A 15,648-nucleotide genomic window follows, 5' to 3' on the forward strand; every position below is an offset into this window, starting at 1 on the left:
TATCTGCGTATGCATGCAGATAACAGATCACAGCCCTTGCCGGACGATCAGGTGGGCTTGGTGGTTGAGGTGTTTCGGATGCTTGCCGACGCCACTCGCGTGCAGGTCCTATGGTCGCTGGCCGATCGCGAGATGTCGGTGAATGAACTCGCCGAACACATCCACAAGCCCGCGCCCTCGGTCTCCCAGCACCTGGCGAAGCTGCGGATGGCGCGGCTGGTGCGCACCCGCCGGGACAAGACGACGATTTTCTACAGCCTGGAAAACGAGCACGTGCGGCAGTTGGTGATCGATGCGGTCTTCAACGCCGAGCACGCCGGCCCCGGCGTCCCCCGCCATCACCGATCCGACGGCGGGCTGCAGGCCGTAACCGACGCCTAACCGAGCCCCTCAGAACCACAACATGTTTCACACAAGAAGAAAAAGGAGAGATGAATCCATGTCCGATGAGCATACCCACCACGGGCCGCATGCGCACGAACACCGGCACGGCGAGGTGACCCACAGCCACGCCCACACCACCCATCAGCACGAACACGTCAAGCACGCACACCCGCACTCACACGATGACGGGACCGAGCACACCCATCAGCACGTGCATGAATCGGGCCTGGAAAGCGTGCACAGCCACGCGCACAGCTGACACCGCGCCGGATCAGACCTCAGGGCAGTAGTGCATGGGGTTGTCACGCTCGTCCAGCGGCGGCAGGTTGCGCGCCGGAGTCTGCACCAATGGCGCGTCGGCTGGGATACGCCCCATGGCCCGATCCCAGCCGGCGCGCCCGCGCGGATGCTTGCGCATTCGACGCGGCACCAGCGCAAAGATCAGGCGCACGAAGTCCCCGAAGCGCCGGTGTAGCCACTCATCGCGCCGCGACCACTGATAGCCCATCAGGGTTCGCACCGGTGGGTCATAAAGACCGACGGTGACCCACACAAAAAACGGGGCCAACAACTTTCGCTGCAACGCCCACAGCCGGTCCGGAACCCGTTGCGCAAATGGCGGTTTAGGCAGTTCGGTCAGATCGAGCACGGCGCGCGCGGCGAAGTTGTTCTCCAGCACGTTGCAGCACATGTGGTCCCAGTAGACGTGAAATTCCTCCCAGGACGCCGGAACGGGCCGCATGCTCATGCCATACATCCGGTACCACTGCACGTGTTCGTCGAACAGCTGGCGCTTCTGCGCTTCGGTCAACCCCCCACAGAACCGTTCGGCCACGTGAATTGTGCCGACAAAGAACGTGGCGTGCGCCCAGTAGAAGACGTCCGGATTCAGGGCGTGGTATCGGCGACCCGCCGCGTCCACCCCTTTGATGTTGACGTGATAGTCGCGGACTTCGGCGCCGGTGACCGGGGCACGGTCGCCGTCGAACACCACGCCGCCGATCGGATAGAGCGACCGCAACAGCCTGGGCCAGCGCTCGCGGAAAAACGTCGAGTGATCCTCGACGGCCGCGCCAAGTTGAGGGTGCATGTTCTGCATGGATCCCGCCCATGGCCCCTGCAACATGCCGCGCCAGTCACCGAAGTACCGCCACGTCAACGAGTCCGGCCCCAGCGGGATCGGCGCCGCCTCATAGCCCAGCGACGAAACCGGACAACCGGTTGCTGCGGGTTGCGAATCGCCGGACGCGGCAACCTGGCCGGCAGAGTTCGTCGACGACTTCGGCTCGGCGCTGGTCAGTGGGCAGGCCGCGGACGTATCTTGGGTCACTGGTGTCCCCCGGGCGGTTGGGTGATGTCAGCAATTTTGACTACACGCGTTGTCACTTGATTCTAGGAGGGATGTGCAGGCGGGTCAAAGACGGGGTCGCTGGACGGGCGTCCCGCTGGAAGATCGCCACGCCGTACGCCGCGACACCCTCATCGCCGCCGGCGTTCAATTGCTCGGCGAGGAAGCGGGACCGGCGCTGACCGTTCGCGCGGTCTGCCGCCAAGCGGCACTCACCGAGCGTTATTTCTATGAAAGCTTTAGCGACCGTGACCATTTCGTACGCGCAGTCTACGACGACGTTTGCACCCGAGCGATGGCGACGCTTATGTCGGCAAATACCCCCCGAGACGCCGTGGAGCGATTCGTTGCACTGATGGTCGATGATCCGGTACGCGGTCGCGTCCTGCTTTTGGCGCCGGCCGTCGAACCGGTGCTGACGCGCTCCGGCGCGGACTGGATGCCCAACTTCATCGATTTACTGCAACGCAAACTCTCTCAAATCGCCGACCCCGTTTTGCAGAAACTGGTCGCCACCAGCCTGATCGGTGCCCTTACCGGCCTTTTCACCGCATATTTGAATGGACAATTGGGAGCCACCCGCCAGCAATTTATTGACTACTGCGTGGATTTGTTGCTCGGCACCGCCGCCGCCTACGCTCCACACCGTGACCGAGGTGAAGCCGAGCACCCAGTCGCTGCCCGACAGCACGACTAAGCCGATTAATATCGCAGGGCCTGCGACTCGATATTTGCGCGAAATGCGACGCCACTAGTGGCGCGCCCGATAGTGCGCAAACTTGATGCTACCGATCGACACAGATATATTGACTGCAACCCACAGACACAGATAAATCCGCAAAACCACAGATACTGGAGGGCGCCATGTCGGCCCCGCTGACCGACCTACACCTGCTGCACGAGCTTGAACCGGTCGTTGAGAAGTACCTCAACCGGCACCTCAGCATGCACAAGAACTGGAACCCGCACGACTACATCCCGTGGTCGGACGGCAAGAACTACTACGCCCTGGGCGGCCAGGAGTGGGACCCGGAGCAGAGCAAGCTTTCCGATGTCGCACAGATCGCGATGGTGCAGAACCTGGTCACCGAGGACAACCTGCCCTCCTATCACCGCGAGATCGCGATGAACATGGGCATGGACGGCGCCTGGGGTCAGTGGGTCAACCGGTGGACCGCCGAGGAGAACCGACACGGCATCGCGCTGCGTGACTACCTGGTGGTGACCCGCTCCGTCGACCCGGTCGAGCTGGAGAAGCTACGGCTCGAGGTGGTCAACCGCGGCTTCAGCCCGGGCCAGAACCACCAGGGCGACTATTTCGCCGAGAGCGTCACCGACTCGGTCATCTACGTGAGTTTCCAGGAGCTGGCCACCCGCGTTTCGCACCGCAATACCGGCAAGGCCTGCAACGACCCCATCGCCGACCAGCTGATGGCCAAGATCTCGGCCGACGAGAACCTGCACATGATCTTCTACCGCGACGTCAGCGAGGCCGCGTTCGACCTGGCCCCCAACCAGGCGATGAAGTCGCTGCACCTGATCCTGCACAACTTCAAGATGCCCGGGTTCCAGGTGCCCGAGTTCCGGCGCAAAGCGGTGATCATCGCCGTCGGGGGCGTCTACGACCCGCGCATCCACCTCGACGAGGTCGTCATGCCGGTGCTGAAGAAGTGGCGCATCTTCGAGCGCGAGGACTTCACCGGCGAGGGCGCCAAGATGCGCGACGAACTTGCCCTGCTGGTCAAGGAACTCGAGATGTCCTGCGACAAGTTCGAGGAGTCCAAGCAGCGCCAGCTCGATCGGGAAGCTCGTACCGGCAAGCGGGTGTCGGCCTTCGAACTGCACAAGACGGCCGGCAAGCTGCCGATGAGCCGGCGGTAGTTCCGGCATTGCGCATCGGCCCGATCGAGCTGGCCAGCCCGGTTGTATTGGCGCCGATGGCTGGTGTGACCAATGTCGCATTTCGCACGCTGTGTCGTGAACTAGAGCAGGCCAAGGTCGGCACGGTCAGTGGACTGTATGTCTGTGAGATGGTGACCGCGCGCGCTCTGGTCGAGCGCCATCCGGTCACCATGCACATGACCACGTTCGCCCCGGACGAATCGCCGCGGTCGCTGCAGCTCTACACCGTCGACCCCGACACCACCTACGCTGCGGCCCGCATGATCGCCGAGGAAGGCTTGGCCGATCACATCGACATGAACTTCGGCTGCCCGGTCCCCAAGGTGACCAAGCGTGGCGGTGGGGCCGCCCTGCCGTTCAAGCGACGGTTGTTCGGCCAGATCGTCGCCGCCGCGGTGCGCGGGGTCGAGGGCACCGACATACCGGTGACGGTCAAGTTCCGCATCGGCATCGACGACGCGCACCACACGCACCTCGATGCCGGCCGCATCGCCGAGGCCGAGGGCGCCGCCGCGGTCGCACTGCACGCCCGGACCGCGGCACAGCGCTACTCGGGCACGGCCGATTGGGAGCAGATCGCGCTGCTCAAGCAGCACGTGCGGACGGTCCCGGTGCTCGGCAACGGAGACATCTACGACGCCAGCGATGCGCTGGCGATGATCGCCGCCACCGGTTGCGACGGCGTTGTCATCGGCCGCGGCTGCCTGGGCCGGCCGTGGCTGTTCGCCGAATTGTCGGCGGCTTTCACCGGTAACCCGGGACCCACGCCCCCCACCCTGGGCGAGGTGACCGACATCATCCGCCGGCACGGCGAACTACTGGCCGCGCACTTCGGCGAGGACAAGGGCATGCGCGACATCCGCAAGCATGTCGCCTGGTACCTGCACGAATTTCCGGCCGGATCCGACCTGCGCCGAGCATTGGCGCTGGTCAAGACCCTAGACGAACTCGACTCTCTGCTGACGCGGTTGGACCCCGGCGTCGCTTTCCCCGAAGCCGCCAACGGCCCCAGGGGCCGGCAGGGTTCACCCTCCCGAGTCGCCCTTCCCGAGGGTTGGCTGGATGACCCCGATGACTGCCGGGTGCCCGACGGCGCGGACGTCATGCACTCCGGCGGCTAGCCCCATCGACTTCGGCAGTCGAACTGAGACGCTCTCGAAATCGCGTGTGCGCCGATATGTCAGTACGATGTGGGCTTTATTGCATTGCGCGGCGCCATCACCTTGGCGCTGCGCTGTGGTATGCGCACGGACAACGCTGATGTCTTCATCCGATTTTCGGAGGCCGGTAGGACATGGGTGATGGCAAGAGGGACGCCACTCCTGGCCATCGGCGCGCGTCCGGCACCCACCGCGGTGATGAATTGATTACCCCAAACCGACAGGAAATGCGAGGCGCCGCGCCGTGGGAGCGGTTCTCGGCCGCACCTGTCGATGACGACCTCGTTCGATGGTCGAGTACACGATCCGCCGACGTGGCGCAGGCCGCCGCGGCGGTCGACACCCGCGGTGGCGCGAAACCGCGCCAAGCCCACGACGACGTCGAGCGCACCCCGAAGGTCGGCTCTCACATCGACGGCGGTGTCAGCGTCGCCGAGTTGATCGCCAAACTCGGGGCCCCCGTTCCCGCCCATCCGGCCCACCACCACAGCGCACCGGAATCCGAGCCCGACCCAGTCCCGCGGATGCCGCCCCCGATATCGCCGACCAGGTCCACGAGCCGGCTGACGAGCAGCTGGACACCGAGGTCATCGCCATCCCGGCCTACTCGCTGCAACTGCTCTCCGAACTCCCCGACCTCGGTTCTGCCAACTATCCGCACGACGAGTCCGACCCCGAATCGCCCGGCGAGCAGCCGGCCGCACCGGCGCGGGCCCGGCGGCCGCGGTTGCGTCGCAGGTCGACCGCAAAGACTCCCCGGCCCGGCAAGGACGAGCCGAAGCCGCGCCGGCGCCCGATACTGCTGGCCGGGCGGTCGCTGGCGGCGCTGTTCGCCGTGCTGGCGCTGGTGCTCACCGGCGGGGCGTGGGAATGGAGTTCGTCGAAAAACAACCGGCTCAACACGGTGAGCGCGCTCGACCCGCACTCGGGCGACATCGTCAACCCCAGCGGGCAATACGGCGACGAGAATTTCCTGATCGTCGGCATGGACACCCGTGCCGGCGCCAATTCGAATGTCGGCGCCGGTGACACCGAGGACGCCGGCGGGGCGCGGTCGGACACCGTGATGCTGGTCAACATCCCGGCGAACCGCAAACGAGTAGTGGCGGTCTCGTTCCCCCGCGACCTGGCGATCACCCCCGTCAAGTGCGAGGCCTGGAACCCCGACACCGGCAAGTACGGGCCGATCTATGACGAGACGACGGGACAGATGGGTCCCCGGATGGTCTACACCGAGACCAAACTGAACTCGTCGTTCTCCTTCGGCGGGCCCAAGTGTCTGGTGAAGGTGATCCAAAAACTCTCCGGGTTGAGCATCAACCGGTTCATCGCCATCGACTTCGTCGGCTTCGCCAAGATGGTCCAAGCGCTCGGTGGTGTCGAGGTGTGCAGCACCACGCCGCTGCGCGACTACGAAATCGACACGGTGCTCGAACACGCTGGACGCCAGGTGATCGACGGGACGACCGCCCTGAACTATGTGCGAGCCCGCCAGGTGACCACCGAGAGCAACGGCGACTACGGCCGCATCAAACGTCAGCAGCTGTTCTTGTCGTCGCTGCTGCGTTCGCTGATTTCCGAAGACACCCTGTTCAACCTCAACAAGCTCAACAACGTGGTCGACATGTTCATCGGCGACAGCTACGTCGACAACGTCAAGACCAAGGATCTGGTTGAGCTGGGTCAGTCGCTGCAGGGCATGGCGGCCGGACACATCACGTTCGTCACCGTGCCCACCGGTATCACCGATGAGAACGGCGACGAGCCCCCGCGAACGGCCGACATGAAGGCGCTGTTCAGCGCCATCATCGACGATGAGCCGCTGCCGCTGGAAAACGATCACAACGCCCAGACGTTGGGAAACCGGCCGACCACGACGGCACCGACCACGGCCCCCACAGCGCCGCCGGCAAGTCCTGCCGACGAGGTTCAGCACCAACAGGTGACAACCACCTCGCCGCAAGAAGTCACCGTGCAGGTCTCCAACGGAACCGGCACCACGGGTCTGGCCGCCACCGCCGCCAGCCAGCTCAAGCGCAACGGCTTCAACGTGATGGCACCCGACGACTACCCGAATTCGTTGCAGACCACGACGGTGCTTTTTGCCCCCGGCAACGAGCAAGCCGCCGCGACGGTGGCCGCCGCGTTCGGCAACAGCAAGGTTGAGCGGGTCAGCGGGATCGGCGAGGTGGTGCAGGTGGTGCTCGGCGCCGACTTCAAGGCGGTGACCGCTCCCCCGCCGAACGGCTCGTCGGTCAGCGTGCAGATCAGCCGCAATTCCACCAGCCCACCGATTAAGCTGCCGGAAGACCTAACGGTGACCAACGCCGCCGACACCACCTGCGAGTAGGCGCCCTTCGGGCGGCGCTTCGCGGCGTTTAGGCGGTCGAGAACGTAGGCTTAGCACATGCGGACGGCCTACCATGAGCAGCTCTCGGAGTTATCCGAGCGGCTCGGTGAGATGTGTGGGCTGGCAGGCATCGCGATGGAGCGGGCGACTCAGGCCCTGTTACAAGCCGATCTGCTGCTGGCCGAACAGGTGATCTCTGACCACGAGAAGATCGCGACGCTGAGCGCAAGGGCCGAGGAGAGCGCCTTCGTGCTGCTGGCCTTGCAGGCACCGGTTGCCGGTGACCTCCGGGCGATCGTGAGCGCAATCCAGATGGTGGCCGACATCGACCGGATGGGGGCCCTGGCCCTGCACGTGGCCAAGATCGCCCGCCGGCGCCATCCCCAACACGCGCTACCCGAAGAGGTCAACGGCTACTTCGCCGAAATGGGCAGGGTCGCAGTCGAATTGGGGAGCAGTGCGCAAGAAGTGGTGTTGTCCCGCGACCCGGAGAAGGCGGCCCGGATCCGCGAAGAAGACGACGCGATGGACGATCTGCACCGGCATCTGTTCACCGTGCTGATGGACCGAGAATGGAAGTACGGCGTGGCGGCCGCCGTCGACGTGACGCTGCTGGGCCGCTTCTACGAACGTTTCGCCGACCACGCCGTGGAAGTGGCGCGGCGGGTGATCTTTCAGGCCACCGGGAGATTCCCCGAAGACGAATCGCCAACCCACTCGCGCTGACCGCGATCGGCCGTGGCGGCCGGGGCCACCCGGGTCAGCCGAAACGGCCCGAGATGTAGTCCTCGGTGGACTTCTCCCGCGGGTTCGAGAAGATCTTTTCGGTGTCGTCGATTTCGATCAGGCGGCCCGGTTTGCCCACGGCTTCCAGGTTGAAAAACGCTGTCTGATCGCTCACCCGGGCGGCCTGTTGCATGTTGTGGGTGACGATCACGATGGTGTATTCCTGTTTCAATTCGCTGATCAGATCCTCGATCGCCATCGTGGAGATGGGATCCAGCGCCGAACACGGCTCGTCCATCAGCAACACGTCGGGTTGTACCGCGATGGCCCGCGCGATACACAACCGCTGCTGCTGCCCACCGGACAGCCCGCCGCCGGGCCTGTCCATCCTGTCTTTGACCTCATCCCACAAGTTGGCCCCACGCAGGGAATACTCGGCCGTTTCGTCGAGCACCTTTCGATTGCGCACGCCCTGCAGCTTGAGGCCGGCAACCACGTTGTCGCGAATCGACATCGCGGGAAAGGGGTTGGGGCGCTGAAAGACCATCCCGATCGCCCGTCGCACCCCCACCGGGTCGATACCGGGACCGTAGATGTTTTCGTCGTCAAGCAGCACCGAGCCCTCGACGCGGGCACCCGGGATGACCTCGTGCATCCGGTTCAGCGTGCGCAGCACCGTCGTCTTGCCGCAGCCGGAGGGGCCGATGAACGCCGTCACACTGCGGGGAAGAATCGACAGCGACACCTCAGCGACGGCGTGAAACGACCCGTAGTAGATGTTGACGTCCTTGAGGTCTAGCCTCTTGGCCACTTAGCGCTCCTGCCCTTGACTACTTGGCGACGAGGATTCTTGTGAGCACCCTGGCCCCGATATTGATGATGGCAATCACCAAGATCAGCGTCAGCGCGGCGCCCCACAACCGGTCCGTGGGTACCGGGTTCATTCCGGCACCCATCGTGGTCTGGTCATACATCATGCCGGGCAACGAGCCCATGTACCCGCTGAAGATGTCAAAGTTCATCGTCCGTGCATATCCGACCAGGATCAGCAACGGCGCCGTCTCACCCATCACCCTGGCCAATGCCAACAGGATCCCGGTGATGATGCCGGACAACCCGGTGGGAATGACGATGCGGACGATGGTCTTCCACTTCGGTAGCCCCAGCGCATAGCCGGCCTCGCGCAGATCCACCGGAACGATACGCAGCATCTCCTCGGTCGCCCGCACGATCACCGGAAGCATCAACAAGACCAGCGCCAAGGACACCGCGAACTCGGAACGGGGAAAACCCAACACCCCGACCCACAATGCGTAGAGGAACAGCGCGGCCACGATCGACGGCACGCCCGTCAGGATGTCGACGGTGAAGGACACCAGCCTGCCCATCAGCCCGCCACCGTCGTATTCGACCAGGTAGATCGCCACCATAATGCCGATCGGAATGGACAGCGCCGCACACACCAAGCCCTGCAGCACGGTGCCGACGATCGCGTGATAGGCGCCGCCCCCGGCCACGAATGCCGTCATCCCTGCCTGCGAATGAGTCCACCACGCGCTGGAAGTCACCGCCTTGAAGCCTTTGGCGATCACCGAACCCAGTACCCAGATCAACGGCGTCAGTGCCACCAGCATCGACAGTGTCACCAGCACGGTCGCCAGGCTGTTCACCAGCCGACGGCGGCGCGCCAGTCCCGAGAACGTGCGCGCCTTGACCGGCCGGTCCAACATCGAGGTCATCGGTGCACCCTTCTGGTACCGATGAGCGCGGTGCGGGCGATGGCGTTGACCACGAGGGTGAGCAGAAAAAGCATCAGTCCCGCGGCCAGGTAGGCCCCGGCCTGATACTGGTCGTCGAGATCCGAGGCCGCGCCGGCAATCTTGGTGGCGAAGGTGGAGCCACCGTCGAACAACGACCATCCGAACGCCTGCTCGGTGCCGCGCAGGATGATCAGCAGCGCGACCGTCTCACCCAAGGCCCGGCCCAGACCCAGGATCGCGCCGCTGACGTATCCCGAGCGCCCGAACGGCAGCACGGTGGTCTTGACCGCCTCCCACCGGGTGGCGCCGAGCGCCAGCGCGGCCTCGATCTGGTCCTGGGAAGTTTGAGCGAAGACTTCCCGGGTGACGGCGGTGATCATCGGCAAGATCATCACCGCCAACACGATCCCCCCGGTGAAGACGGTGCCGCCCTCGTCGACCGGGCCATCACCGCTGGCGAACAGGAAACACCAGCCCAGGGTGCGATTGAGCCAGGCAGCGGCCGGTTGCAGTTGCGGCGCCAGCACGTATAGACCCCATACGCCATAGACGATCGACGGCACCGCGGCCAGCAGATCCACCAGGTAGGCCAACGGGCCGGCAACCCGCCGCGGCGCGTACTGAGTCAGGAAGATCGCCACGCCCAGCGCGACCGGCATCGCCAACATCAGCGCAAACAGCGAGATGAAGACCGTGACCTCGAGCAGGTCGAGGATTCCGAAGTGCATCGCCGACGTATCGGAGGTCACCCAATTCCCGCCGTAGGTCAAGAAGTTTTCTTTGTTGCGGGCCAGTGCGGGAATCGCGCGCCACGCCAGGAATACGCCGATCGCGATGATCAGGGCGACGACCAGGACTCCGGCGCCCTGAGCCAGCCAACGAAATATCCGGTCCGCCAAACCCGGTTTGCCGTTGCCCCACGGATTGATGGAGATGACCGGCGATTCCGGCAGTTCCCCGCACCCACGTCGGCCGGGTCAGGTGTTATCACTGCGGTCCCATCGATGCCATCACCCTTGTGCCTACCGAGCGCTGATCCTCAGGCGGTCATTGCAGAGCGTTGATCGCGGTCACTAGGCGCTGTTTGACATTATCGGGCACCGGAACGTAACCGGCCGAGGCAAGGCCGCTCTGACCGCTGTTGACGGCGGTCGCGAGGAACGCCTTCACCGCGGCCCCGGTTTCCGCGTCATATCCGTTCGAGCACACGATCTCGTAGCTGGCCAGCATGATCGGGTAGGCGCCCGGGTTGCGCAGCCCGTAGATCGAATTCAGCTCCAGCACCAGGTCATTGCCGCTGGAGGCAAACGTCACCGCATCGACGGCACTGCGGGCCGTTTCGTTGGTCAGCGGTACGACGCTGATGCCGTTGTTGATTTGCGCGAACGGCAGGCCGGCGCTGTCGGCGAAACCCTTCTCGACATATCCGATCGAGTTCGGGGTGGACTGCACCGCGGTGATCACCCCCGCCGAGCCGCGTGCGCCCTGGCCGACACCACCGCGAAACTCCCCGCCGACCCCGTTGGTCCAGCTCTGCGGCGCCGCGGCGGTCAGATATTTCTGGAAGTTGTCGGTGGTCCCCGACGATTCCTGTCGATAGACGGGTGCGATCGGGGCGTTGGGCAGCGCCACACCGGGGTTGAGCCCAAGCAGGATCGGATCATCCCAGGTCCGAATCAGACCGCTGAAGATCTTGGCCAGTGCATCGGCATCCACGATCAACGTCTTGACGCCAGGCAAGTTGTACACCAACGCGATGGGACCGAAAACCAGTGGCAGGTCCCAGGCCGGATTGCCGCCGCAACGGTCGGCGGCCGGCCCAATCTGGTCGGCGACCAGCGGTGAGTCCGATCCCGCGAAATCGACACGCCCCGCGATGAACTGTTCGCGGCCGGCACCGGACCCGGTGGCCTTGTAGGACACGCTCTTACCCTGACAAAGCTCGCCCCACACCTGGTTGAACAGCGCCATGGCGTCCTCCTGAGCGGTGGACCCCTCGGCGGTCAAGGTATTCCTGCCGCCGCACTCCACCCGTCGCGAAACCGCTCCGGAGTTCGCCGACGAGCCCCGGCGGTCATCGCCACCGCACGCGGTCAACACCCCGGCGCAAAACGTCGTTGCGGCCATCACCGTCGCCAAGGCTCTGCCCACCATGCCGAGTCTCACAAATCTCGCTTCCTGCACGCGTTCTCGACGGTTTCCGGCGGCGCTCGCCGTCTCCCAGACGGATTGCCGACCCACCCGGCCAGTATGCCCTTCGGCGCACACGCAACCGGGCCGACCACCGACGCTAGGCCAACGCCGCGTCCGGTGCCGCCAGGGCGTAGGCCGTGTCGACGCTATGGGTGGAAAAGCCCAACCCCTGATAGGTCCGCACGGCGGCGATATTGTCCGACTCCACGTAGAGCATGACCGTGGATTCGTGGCCGAGATCGCGATCCCCCAACCGCTGAGCCAACGAGCGAAGACCGATCATCGTCAACGTGCGGCCCAGCCCGCGCCCCTGCGCGGCTGGATCGACACCCAGGACATAGACCTCGCCGAGGCCGGGATCATTGAGGTGAATCTTGGTCCAGTGAAAGCCGAGCAGCCTGGGCTGGCCGCTTGGGGAGTCCTCGGCGCCTTCGGAGCCTTCCAAGGCCAGAAACAGGCCAGCGGGATCGAACCATGGCTCACCTCGGCGCTCGGCCAAGTCTGCTTCGGTCCATCCGCCCTGTTCGGGGTGATAGGCGAAGGCGGCGTTGTTGACCCGCAATAACTCGGCGTCGTCTTCCGTTCCGGCATACGTGCGGATCTGCAGTCCGTTCGGGATCACCGGTTCGGGAAGCTGGCGCAGCGACCGCCGCATCTGTCCCAGTTCGCGGACCGGGGTCAGCCCCAGCGCGGACGCCGTGGCCCGAGCGGGTGCCAGGGTGCCGTGCGCCCAGAACTGGTTTCGTCCGCCCATCTTCGCCAGGGCCGCACGCACCATTGCGGTCGCGATCCCGCGCCGCCGCGCCTGCGGATGCACCACCAGCTCGGCCATCGCGGCATCGGCCCCATGGGCGGGACTGAGATTCAGATAGCCGATGGCGGATTTCCCTGGTGATTGATCCTCGACCAACAGGTGCTCGGTGCGCTGCTGGGCCAATTCCCGCAGCACCTGCTCGCCCACGGGAGCCACCCCGTCGACTTGTGTTGCCACCGTGACGAGATCACGCACCTGCCGCTGTTGATCGTCGGTCAGATGCGAGCGCCATTGCCCCGCCGTCACGGACTGCGTAACGGGTCAACCAGTGGCTCTTCGTAACCGTCGTGATCCGACTCGGCCTCTTCGTCGTCGGCATCGACGGCCACTGACCGTCCGCGCGCCGGTCGAACCGCTTTGTAACCCACGTTACGTACCGTGCCGATCAACGCCTCGTGCTCGGGGCCGAGTTTGGCCCGCAAGCGCCGCACGTGCACATCGACGGTGCGGGTGCCACCGAAGAAGTCGTACCCCCATACCTCGTGTAGCAGCTGCGCGCGGGTGAACACGCGACCGGCATGTTGCGCGAGGTATTTCAGTAGTTCGAACTCCTTATAGGTGAGGTCGAGGGGCCGGCCGCGCAGCCGGGCAGTGTAGGTGCCTTCGTCGATGACCAGCTCGCCCAGGCTGACCTTGCCGACGCTCTCCTGATCGGCCTGACCTCCGCGGCGGCCGACCACCAGACGCAGTCGGGCGTCGATCTCAGCGGGTCCGGTGCTGGGCAGCAGGATCTCGTCCAAACCCCAGTCGGCGCTAACCGCCACCAGGCCGCCCTCGTTCACCACCGCCAACACCGGCACCGACCTGCCGGCCGTGCTCAATAAACGACAAAGACCACGAGCCGCCGATAGATCGTTGCGAGCGTCAACAAGCACCGCATCCGCGTTGCCCGCTTCCAGTAGCGAAGAAGCCTCCGCTGGGGCCGTCCGTACATTGTGAGGAAGCAACGACAGTGACGGCAACACAGGGTCGGGATACAGCTCCGAGGTTAGTAGTAATAACTCCAACAAGCCCCTCCAGCGTCGTGGGAAAGGCATCTCCCAGATTCATCGCGACATGTGACGTTAGCGCCCAGCACATCTAACGATAACTTGCCACCTGGTCTTTGGCCCGACGATAAGGCGTTGCGCAAGGCAGAAACGGGTGGCCGGAGGGCCCCGCGGCGCGTCGCGCCGGCCGCCCGGGGCTGCGCCGCCCAGGATCTGCCCAGGGCACGCTCTTTGCCCGCCGTGCAGCGACAACCGCCAGCTAGCGGTCGTGCTAGCGCCCTGGCGGTTCGACTGACCGGCGGCCGCATCCTGGGCCGACCCACCCAGGTCCGTCCCGGTAACTGTGACCAAGCTGACAGTTCATGACCGGGGCGCGGCCCAGCACGACGATCCGATCGGATCAATCCGGCCGGTAGGCCACAATATGCGGATGCGCAAGGTGCTGGTCGGACTCACTGCAACCGCGATCGTCCTGGGCATCGTCATCCTCGGTGCCGTCGGCATCGACTTCGGGGCCAGCATCTACGCGGAATACCGGCTGTCGACCAGCGTACGCAAGGCTGCGCACCTGGGGTCGGACCCGTTTGTCGCCATCCTCGGCTTCCCGTTCATTCCGCAAGCGATGAGGCATCGGTACTTCGAGCTGGAGATCAAGGCCATTGCCGTCGAGCACGCCGTGGTCGGCGTGGCCACGCTCGAAGCCACCATGCATTCGATCGACCTCTCCCAGGCTTCCTGGCTGATCGAGCCGAATTCGCGGATGACGGTGCACAAGCTGGAAAGCCGCATCATCATCGACTCGATGCACCTGGGCCGCCACCTCGGCATCAGCGATCTGATGGTGCAGGCGCCCCCGCAGGAGAGCAACGACGCCACCGGAGGCACGACCGAGTCAGGGATATCGGACGGTCACGGGTTGGTGCTCAGCGGAACGCCGACATCGGCCGACTTTGATCAACGGGTCAGCGTCTCGGTGGACGTGTCCATCGCCCCCGAGGACCAGTCGACCCTGGTCATCACCCCAACCCGCGTCGTCACCGGCCCCGATACCGCCGACCAAACCGTTCCGGACGACAAACTCGGTGCGGTGCTGCGCGCCTTCAGCAGCCGGCTGCCGAACCAGAAGCTGCCGTTCGCCGTGGCCCCCAACACGGTAGGGGCCCGGGGTTCGGACATCATCATCGAAGGCATCACCAACGACGTGACGATTTCCCTCGAGGGGTTCAAGCAGTCGTGACCGCGGCGGCGTGCGCGCCGCTCTGGTGGCTCGATCACGATGTCGTTGGGTTATTGGGTAAGCTGACCGGCGTGTCAGCCCGCCTTGAGCCTCTGCTCACCAAGCGTCGCGCAGTAGATCTGTGCCGCATCGCGGGTTGTTGCTGTTGCTGTAGCTGCTGAGTAGCTGCGTCGTCTACGCAGTTCACTCGGGGCAGCCGCGGAATCTGACCGTGGCCTATCTCCCCACTTCGCCCTATATCGCTATATCGCCCGAAGTGCCCTGCATCGCCGCGCAACAGCCATTTCTAGGAGCAGTCCGTGTCCAGCACCAACACCCGCACCGCAGTCGAGCTGGTAGACGTTCGAGGACCCCGGTTCGCCGCATGGGTCACCACCGCGGTTCTGCTGGTGGTCCTGATCATCTCGGCCCTCAACCCCGCCGCCGCCGCGGTCGTGTTGGGCCTGCAGGCCACCGCGTTCGCCGTCGGTGCCTTCGCCGGACCGCGCCGGCACCCATATGGAGTGCTGTTTTCGGCATTCGTGGCACCTCGCATCGCGGCGGTTCGGGAGCGTGAGCCGGTCCCCCCGCTGAAGTTCGCCCAGCTCGTCGGGCTGGTGTTCGCGGTCTGCGGCGTCGCCGGCTTTGCCCTCGGCCCGTTCCTGGTCGGCGCGGTCGCGACCGCGCTGGCACTGGTGGCTGCCTTCCTGAATGCGGCCTTCGGCATCTGTTTGGGCTGTGAGCTCTACCCGCTGGCCGCACGCCTGCGACGCGATCCCCACCCCGCCTAACTGCTGTTCACCTGA

Annotated in this window: 16 protein-coding genes and 1 pseudogene; 10 read left to right on the forward strand and 7 right to left on the reverse strand. The window is 65.0% G+C overall.

What is annotated here, in order from left to right:
• Positions 1-9 precede the first annotated feature (9 nt).
• Together CKW46_RS26655 and CKW46_RS26660 are read left to right on the forward strand one after the other, a co-directional pair.
• On the forward strand, positions 10-381 hold the full coding sequence (locus CKW46_RS26655) for an ArsR/SmtB family transcription factor (RefSeq protein WP_011738780.1): 372 nt from the start codon (positions 10-12) through the stop codon (positions 379-381).
• Positions 382-439: 58 nt separating this feature from the next.
• The gene (locus CKW46_RS26660; RefSeq protein ID WP_015357261.1) at positions 440-643 is read left to right on the forward strand and encodes a hypothetical protein; all 204 of its coding nucleotides are present in this window, start codon (positions 440-442) and stop codon (positions 641-643) included.
• 12 nt (positions 644-655) lie between these two features.
• On the opposite strand, the gene CKW46_RS26665 is transcribed toward CKW46_RS26660, so the two are convergent.
• On the reverse strand, positions 656-1,714 hold the full coding sequence (locus CKW46_RS26665) for an oxygenase MpaB family protein (RefSeq protein ID WP_482052591.1): 1,059 nt from the start codon (positions 1,712-1,714) through the stop codon (positions 656-658).
• A 73-nt stretch (positions 1,715-1,787) separates the two neighbouring features.
• On the opposite strand from CKW46_RS26665, the gene CKW46_RS26670 reads away from it, so the two are divergent.
• The 5 genes and pseudogenes from CKW46_RS26670 (at position 1,788) to phoU (ending at position 7,870) form a co-directional block, all read left to right on the forward strand.
• The gene (locus tag CKW46_RS26670) at positions 1,788-2,429 is read left to right on the forward strand and encodes a TetR/AcrR family transcriptional regulator (protein ID WP_011738778.1); all 642 of its coding nucleotides are present in this window, start codon (positions 1,788-1,790) and stop codon (positions 2,427-2,429) included.
• A 167-nt stretch (positions 2,430-2,596) separates the two neighbouring features.
• A complete protein-coding gene (locus CKW46_RS26675) occupies positions 2,597-3,613 on the forward strand; it encodes an acyl-ACP desaturase (RefSeq protein ID WP_012396389.1) in 1,017 nt (338 codons plus the stop codon).
• A gap of 56 nt (positions 3,614-3,669) precedes the next feature.
• A complete protein-coding gene (gene dusB / locus CKW46_RS26680; protein WP_420891772.1) occupies positions 3,670-4,755 on the forward strand; it encodes a tRNA dihydrouridine synthase DusB in 1,086 nt (361 codons plus the stop codon).
• A gap of 449 nt (positions 4,756-5,204) precedes the next feature.
• A pseudogene (locus tag CKW46_RS26685) lies at positions 5,205-7,144 on the forward strand (LCP family protein).
• Between the two features lie 57 nt (positions 7,145-7,201).
• On the forward strand, positions 7,202-7,870 hold the full coding sequence (gene phoU / locus CKW46_RS26690) for a phosphate signaling complex protein PhoU (RefSeq protein ID WP_012396392.1): 669 nt from the start codon (positions 7,202-7,204) through the stop codon (positions 7,868-7,870).
• A gap of 34 nt (positions 7,871-7,904) precedes the next feature.
• Here phoU and pstB read toward each other — a convergent pair whose 3' ends face one another.
• The 6 genes from pstB to CKW46_RS26720 form a co-directional block, all read right to left on the reverse strand.
• Positions 7,905-8,681: a phosphate ABC transporter ATP-binding protein PstB gene (pstB, locus tag CKW46_RS26695; RefSeq protein ID WP_011738774.1), complete on the reverse strand. Its 777-nt coding sequence runs from the start codon at positions 8,679-8,681 to the stop codon at positions 7,905-7,907.
• A gap of 19 nt (positions 8,682-8,700) precedes the next feature.
• Positions 8,701-9,609 carry a phosphate ABC transporter permease PstA gene (gene pstA / locus CKW46_RS26700; RefSeq protein WP_117436950.1) on the reverse strand — a complete coding sequence of 303 codons (909 nt, stop codon included), beginning with the start codon at positions 9,607-9,609 and terminating at the stop codon, positions 8,701-8,703.
• Positions 9,606-10,583, reverse strand: coding sequence for a phosphate ABC transporter permease subunit PstC (gene pstC, locus CKW46_RS26705; protein WP_117436951.1), 978 nt, complete (start codon positions 10,581-10,583; stop codon positions 9,606-9,608). Before pstC ends, pstA begins: the two co-directional genes overlap by 4 nt.
• Positions 10,584-10,677: 94 nt before the next feature.
• Positions 10,678-11,784, reverse strand: a complete 1,107-nt coding sequence (gene pstS / locus CKW46_RS26710; protein ID WP_482052592.1) for a phosphate ABC transporter substrate-binding protein PstS — start codon at positions 11,782-11,784, stop codon at positions 10,678-10,680.
• A 136-nt stretch (positions 11,785-11,920) separates the two neighbouring features.
• Positions 11,921-12,883, reverse strand: coding sequence for a mycothiol synthase (gene mshD, locus CKW46_RS26715; RefSeq protein ID WP_482052593.1), 963 nt, complete (start codon positions 12,881-12,883; stop codon positions 11,921-11,923).
• A complete protein-coding gene (locus CKW46_RS26720) occupies positions 12,880-13,647 on the reverse strand; it encodes a winged helix-turn-helix transcriptional regulator (RefSeq protein WP_085981878.1) in 768 nt (255 codons plus the stop codon). The genes mshD and CKW46_RS26720 overlap by 4 nt, the downstream gene beginning before the upstream one ends.
• Positions 13,648-14,050: 403 nt before the next feature.
• Here CKW46_RS26720 and lmeA point away from each other — a divergent pair, with 403 nt between their 5' ends.
• The 3 genes from lmeA to CKW46_RS26735 all read left to right on the forward strand — a co-directional run bounded on the left by lmeA (position 14,051) and on the right by CKW46_RS26735 (position 15,633).
• On the forward strand, positions 14,051-14,863 hold the full coding sequence (gene lmeA, locus CKW46_RS26725) for a mannan chain length control protein LmeA (RefSeq protein WP_011738769.1): 813 nt from the start codon (positions 14,051-14,053) through the stop codon (positions 14,861-14,863).
• A gap of 71 nt (positions 14,864-14,934) precedes the next feature.
• Complete coding sequence (locus CKW46_RS26730) at positions 14,935-15,024, forward strand: Ms5788A family Cys-rich leader peptide (RefSeq protein WP_369073493.1); 90 nt, start codon at positions 14,935-14,937, stop codon at positions 15,022-15,024.
• A gap of 138 nt (positions 15,025-15,162) precedes the next feature.
• On the forward strand, positions 15,163-15,633 hold the full coding sequence (locus CKW46_RS26735; RefSeq protein WP_015357271.1) for a DUF4395 domain-containing protein: 471 nt from the start codon (positions 15,163-15,165) through the stop codon (positions 15,631-15,633).
• Positions 15,634-15,648 lie beyond the last annotated feature (15 nt).

The sequence above is a fragment of the Mycobacterium liflandii genome, assembly GCF_022354805.1.
GTDB classification, from domain to species: Bacteria; Actinomycetota; Actinomycetes; order Mycobacteriales; family Mycobacteriaceae; genus Mycobacterium; species Mycobacterium marinum.

Coding starts and splice junctions, on each gene's coding strand:
- CKW46_RS26655 (WP_011738780.1), top strand. CDS start 10: ATGCATGCAGATAACAGATCACAGCCCTTGCCGGACGATCAGGTGGGC.
- CKW46_RS26660 (WP_015357261.1), top strand. CDS start 440: ATGTCCGATGAGCATACCCACCACGGGCCGCATGCGCACGAACACCGG.
- CKW46_RS26675 (WP_012396389.1), top strand. CDS start 2,597: ATGTCGGCCCCGCTGACCGACCTACACCTGCTGCACGAGCTTGAACCG.
- dusB (WP_420891772.1), top strand. CDS start 3,670: ATGGCTGGTGTGACCAATGTCGCATTTCGCACGCTGTGTCGTGAACTA.
- phoU (WP_012396392.1), top strand. CDS start 7,202: ATGCGGACGGCCTACCATGAGCAGCTCTCGGAGTTATCCGAGCGGCTC.
- pstA (WP_117436950.1), bottom strand. CDS start 9,609: ATGACCTCGATGTTGGACCGGCCGGTCAAGGCGCGCACGTTCTCGGGA.
- pstS (WP_482052592.1), bottom strand. CDS start 11,784: ATGGTGGGCAGAGCCTTGGCGACGGTGATGGCCGCAACGACGTTTTGC.
- lmeA (WP_011738769.1), top strand. CDS start 14,051: ATGCGGATGCGCAAGGTGCTGGTCGGACTCACTGCAACCGCGATCGTC.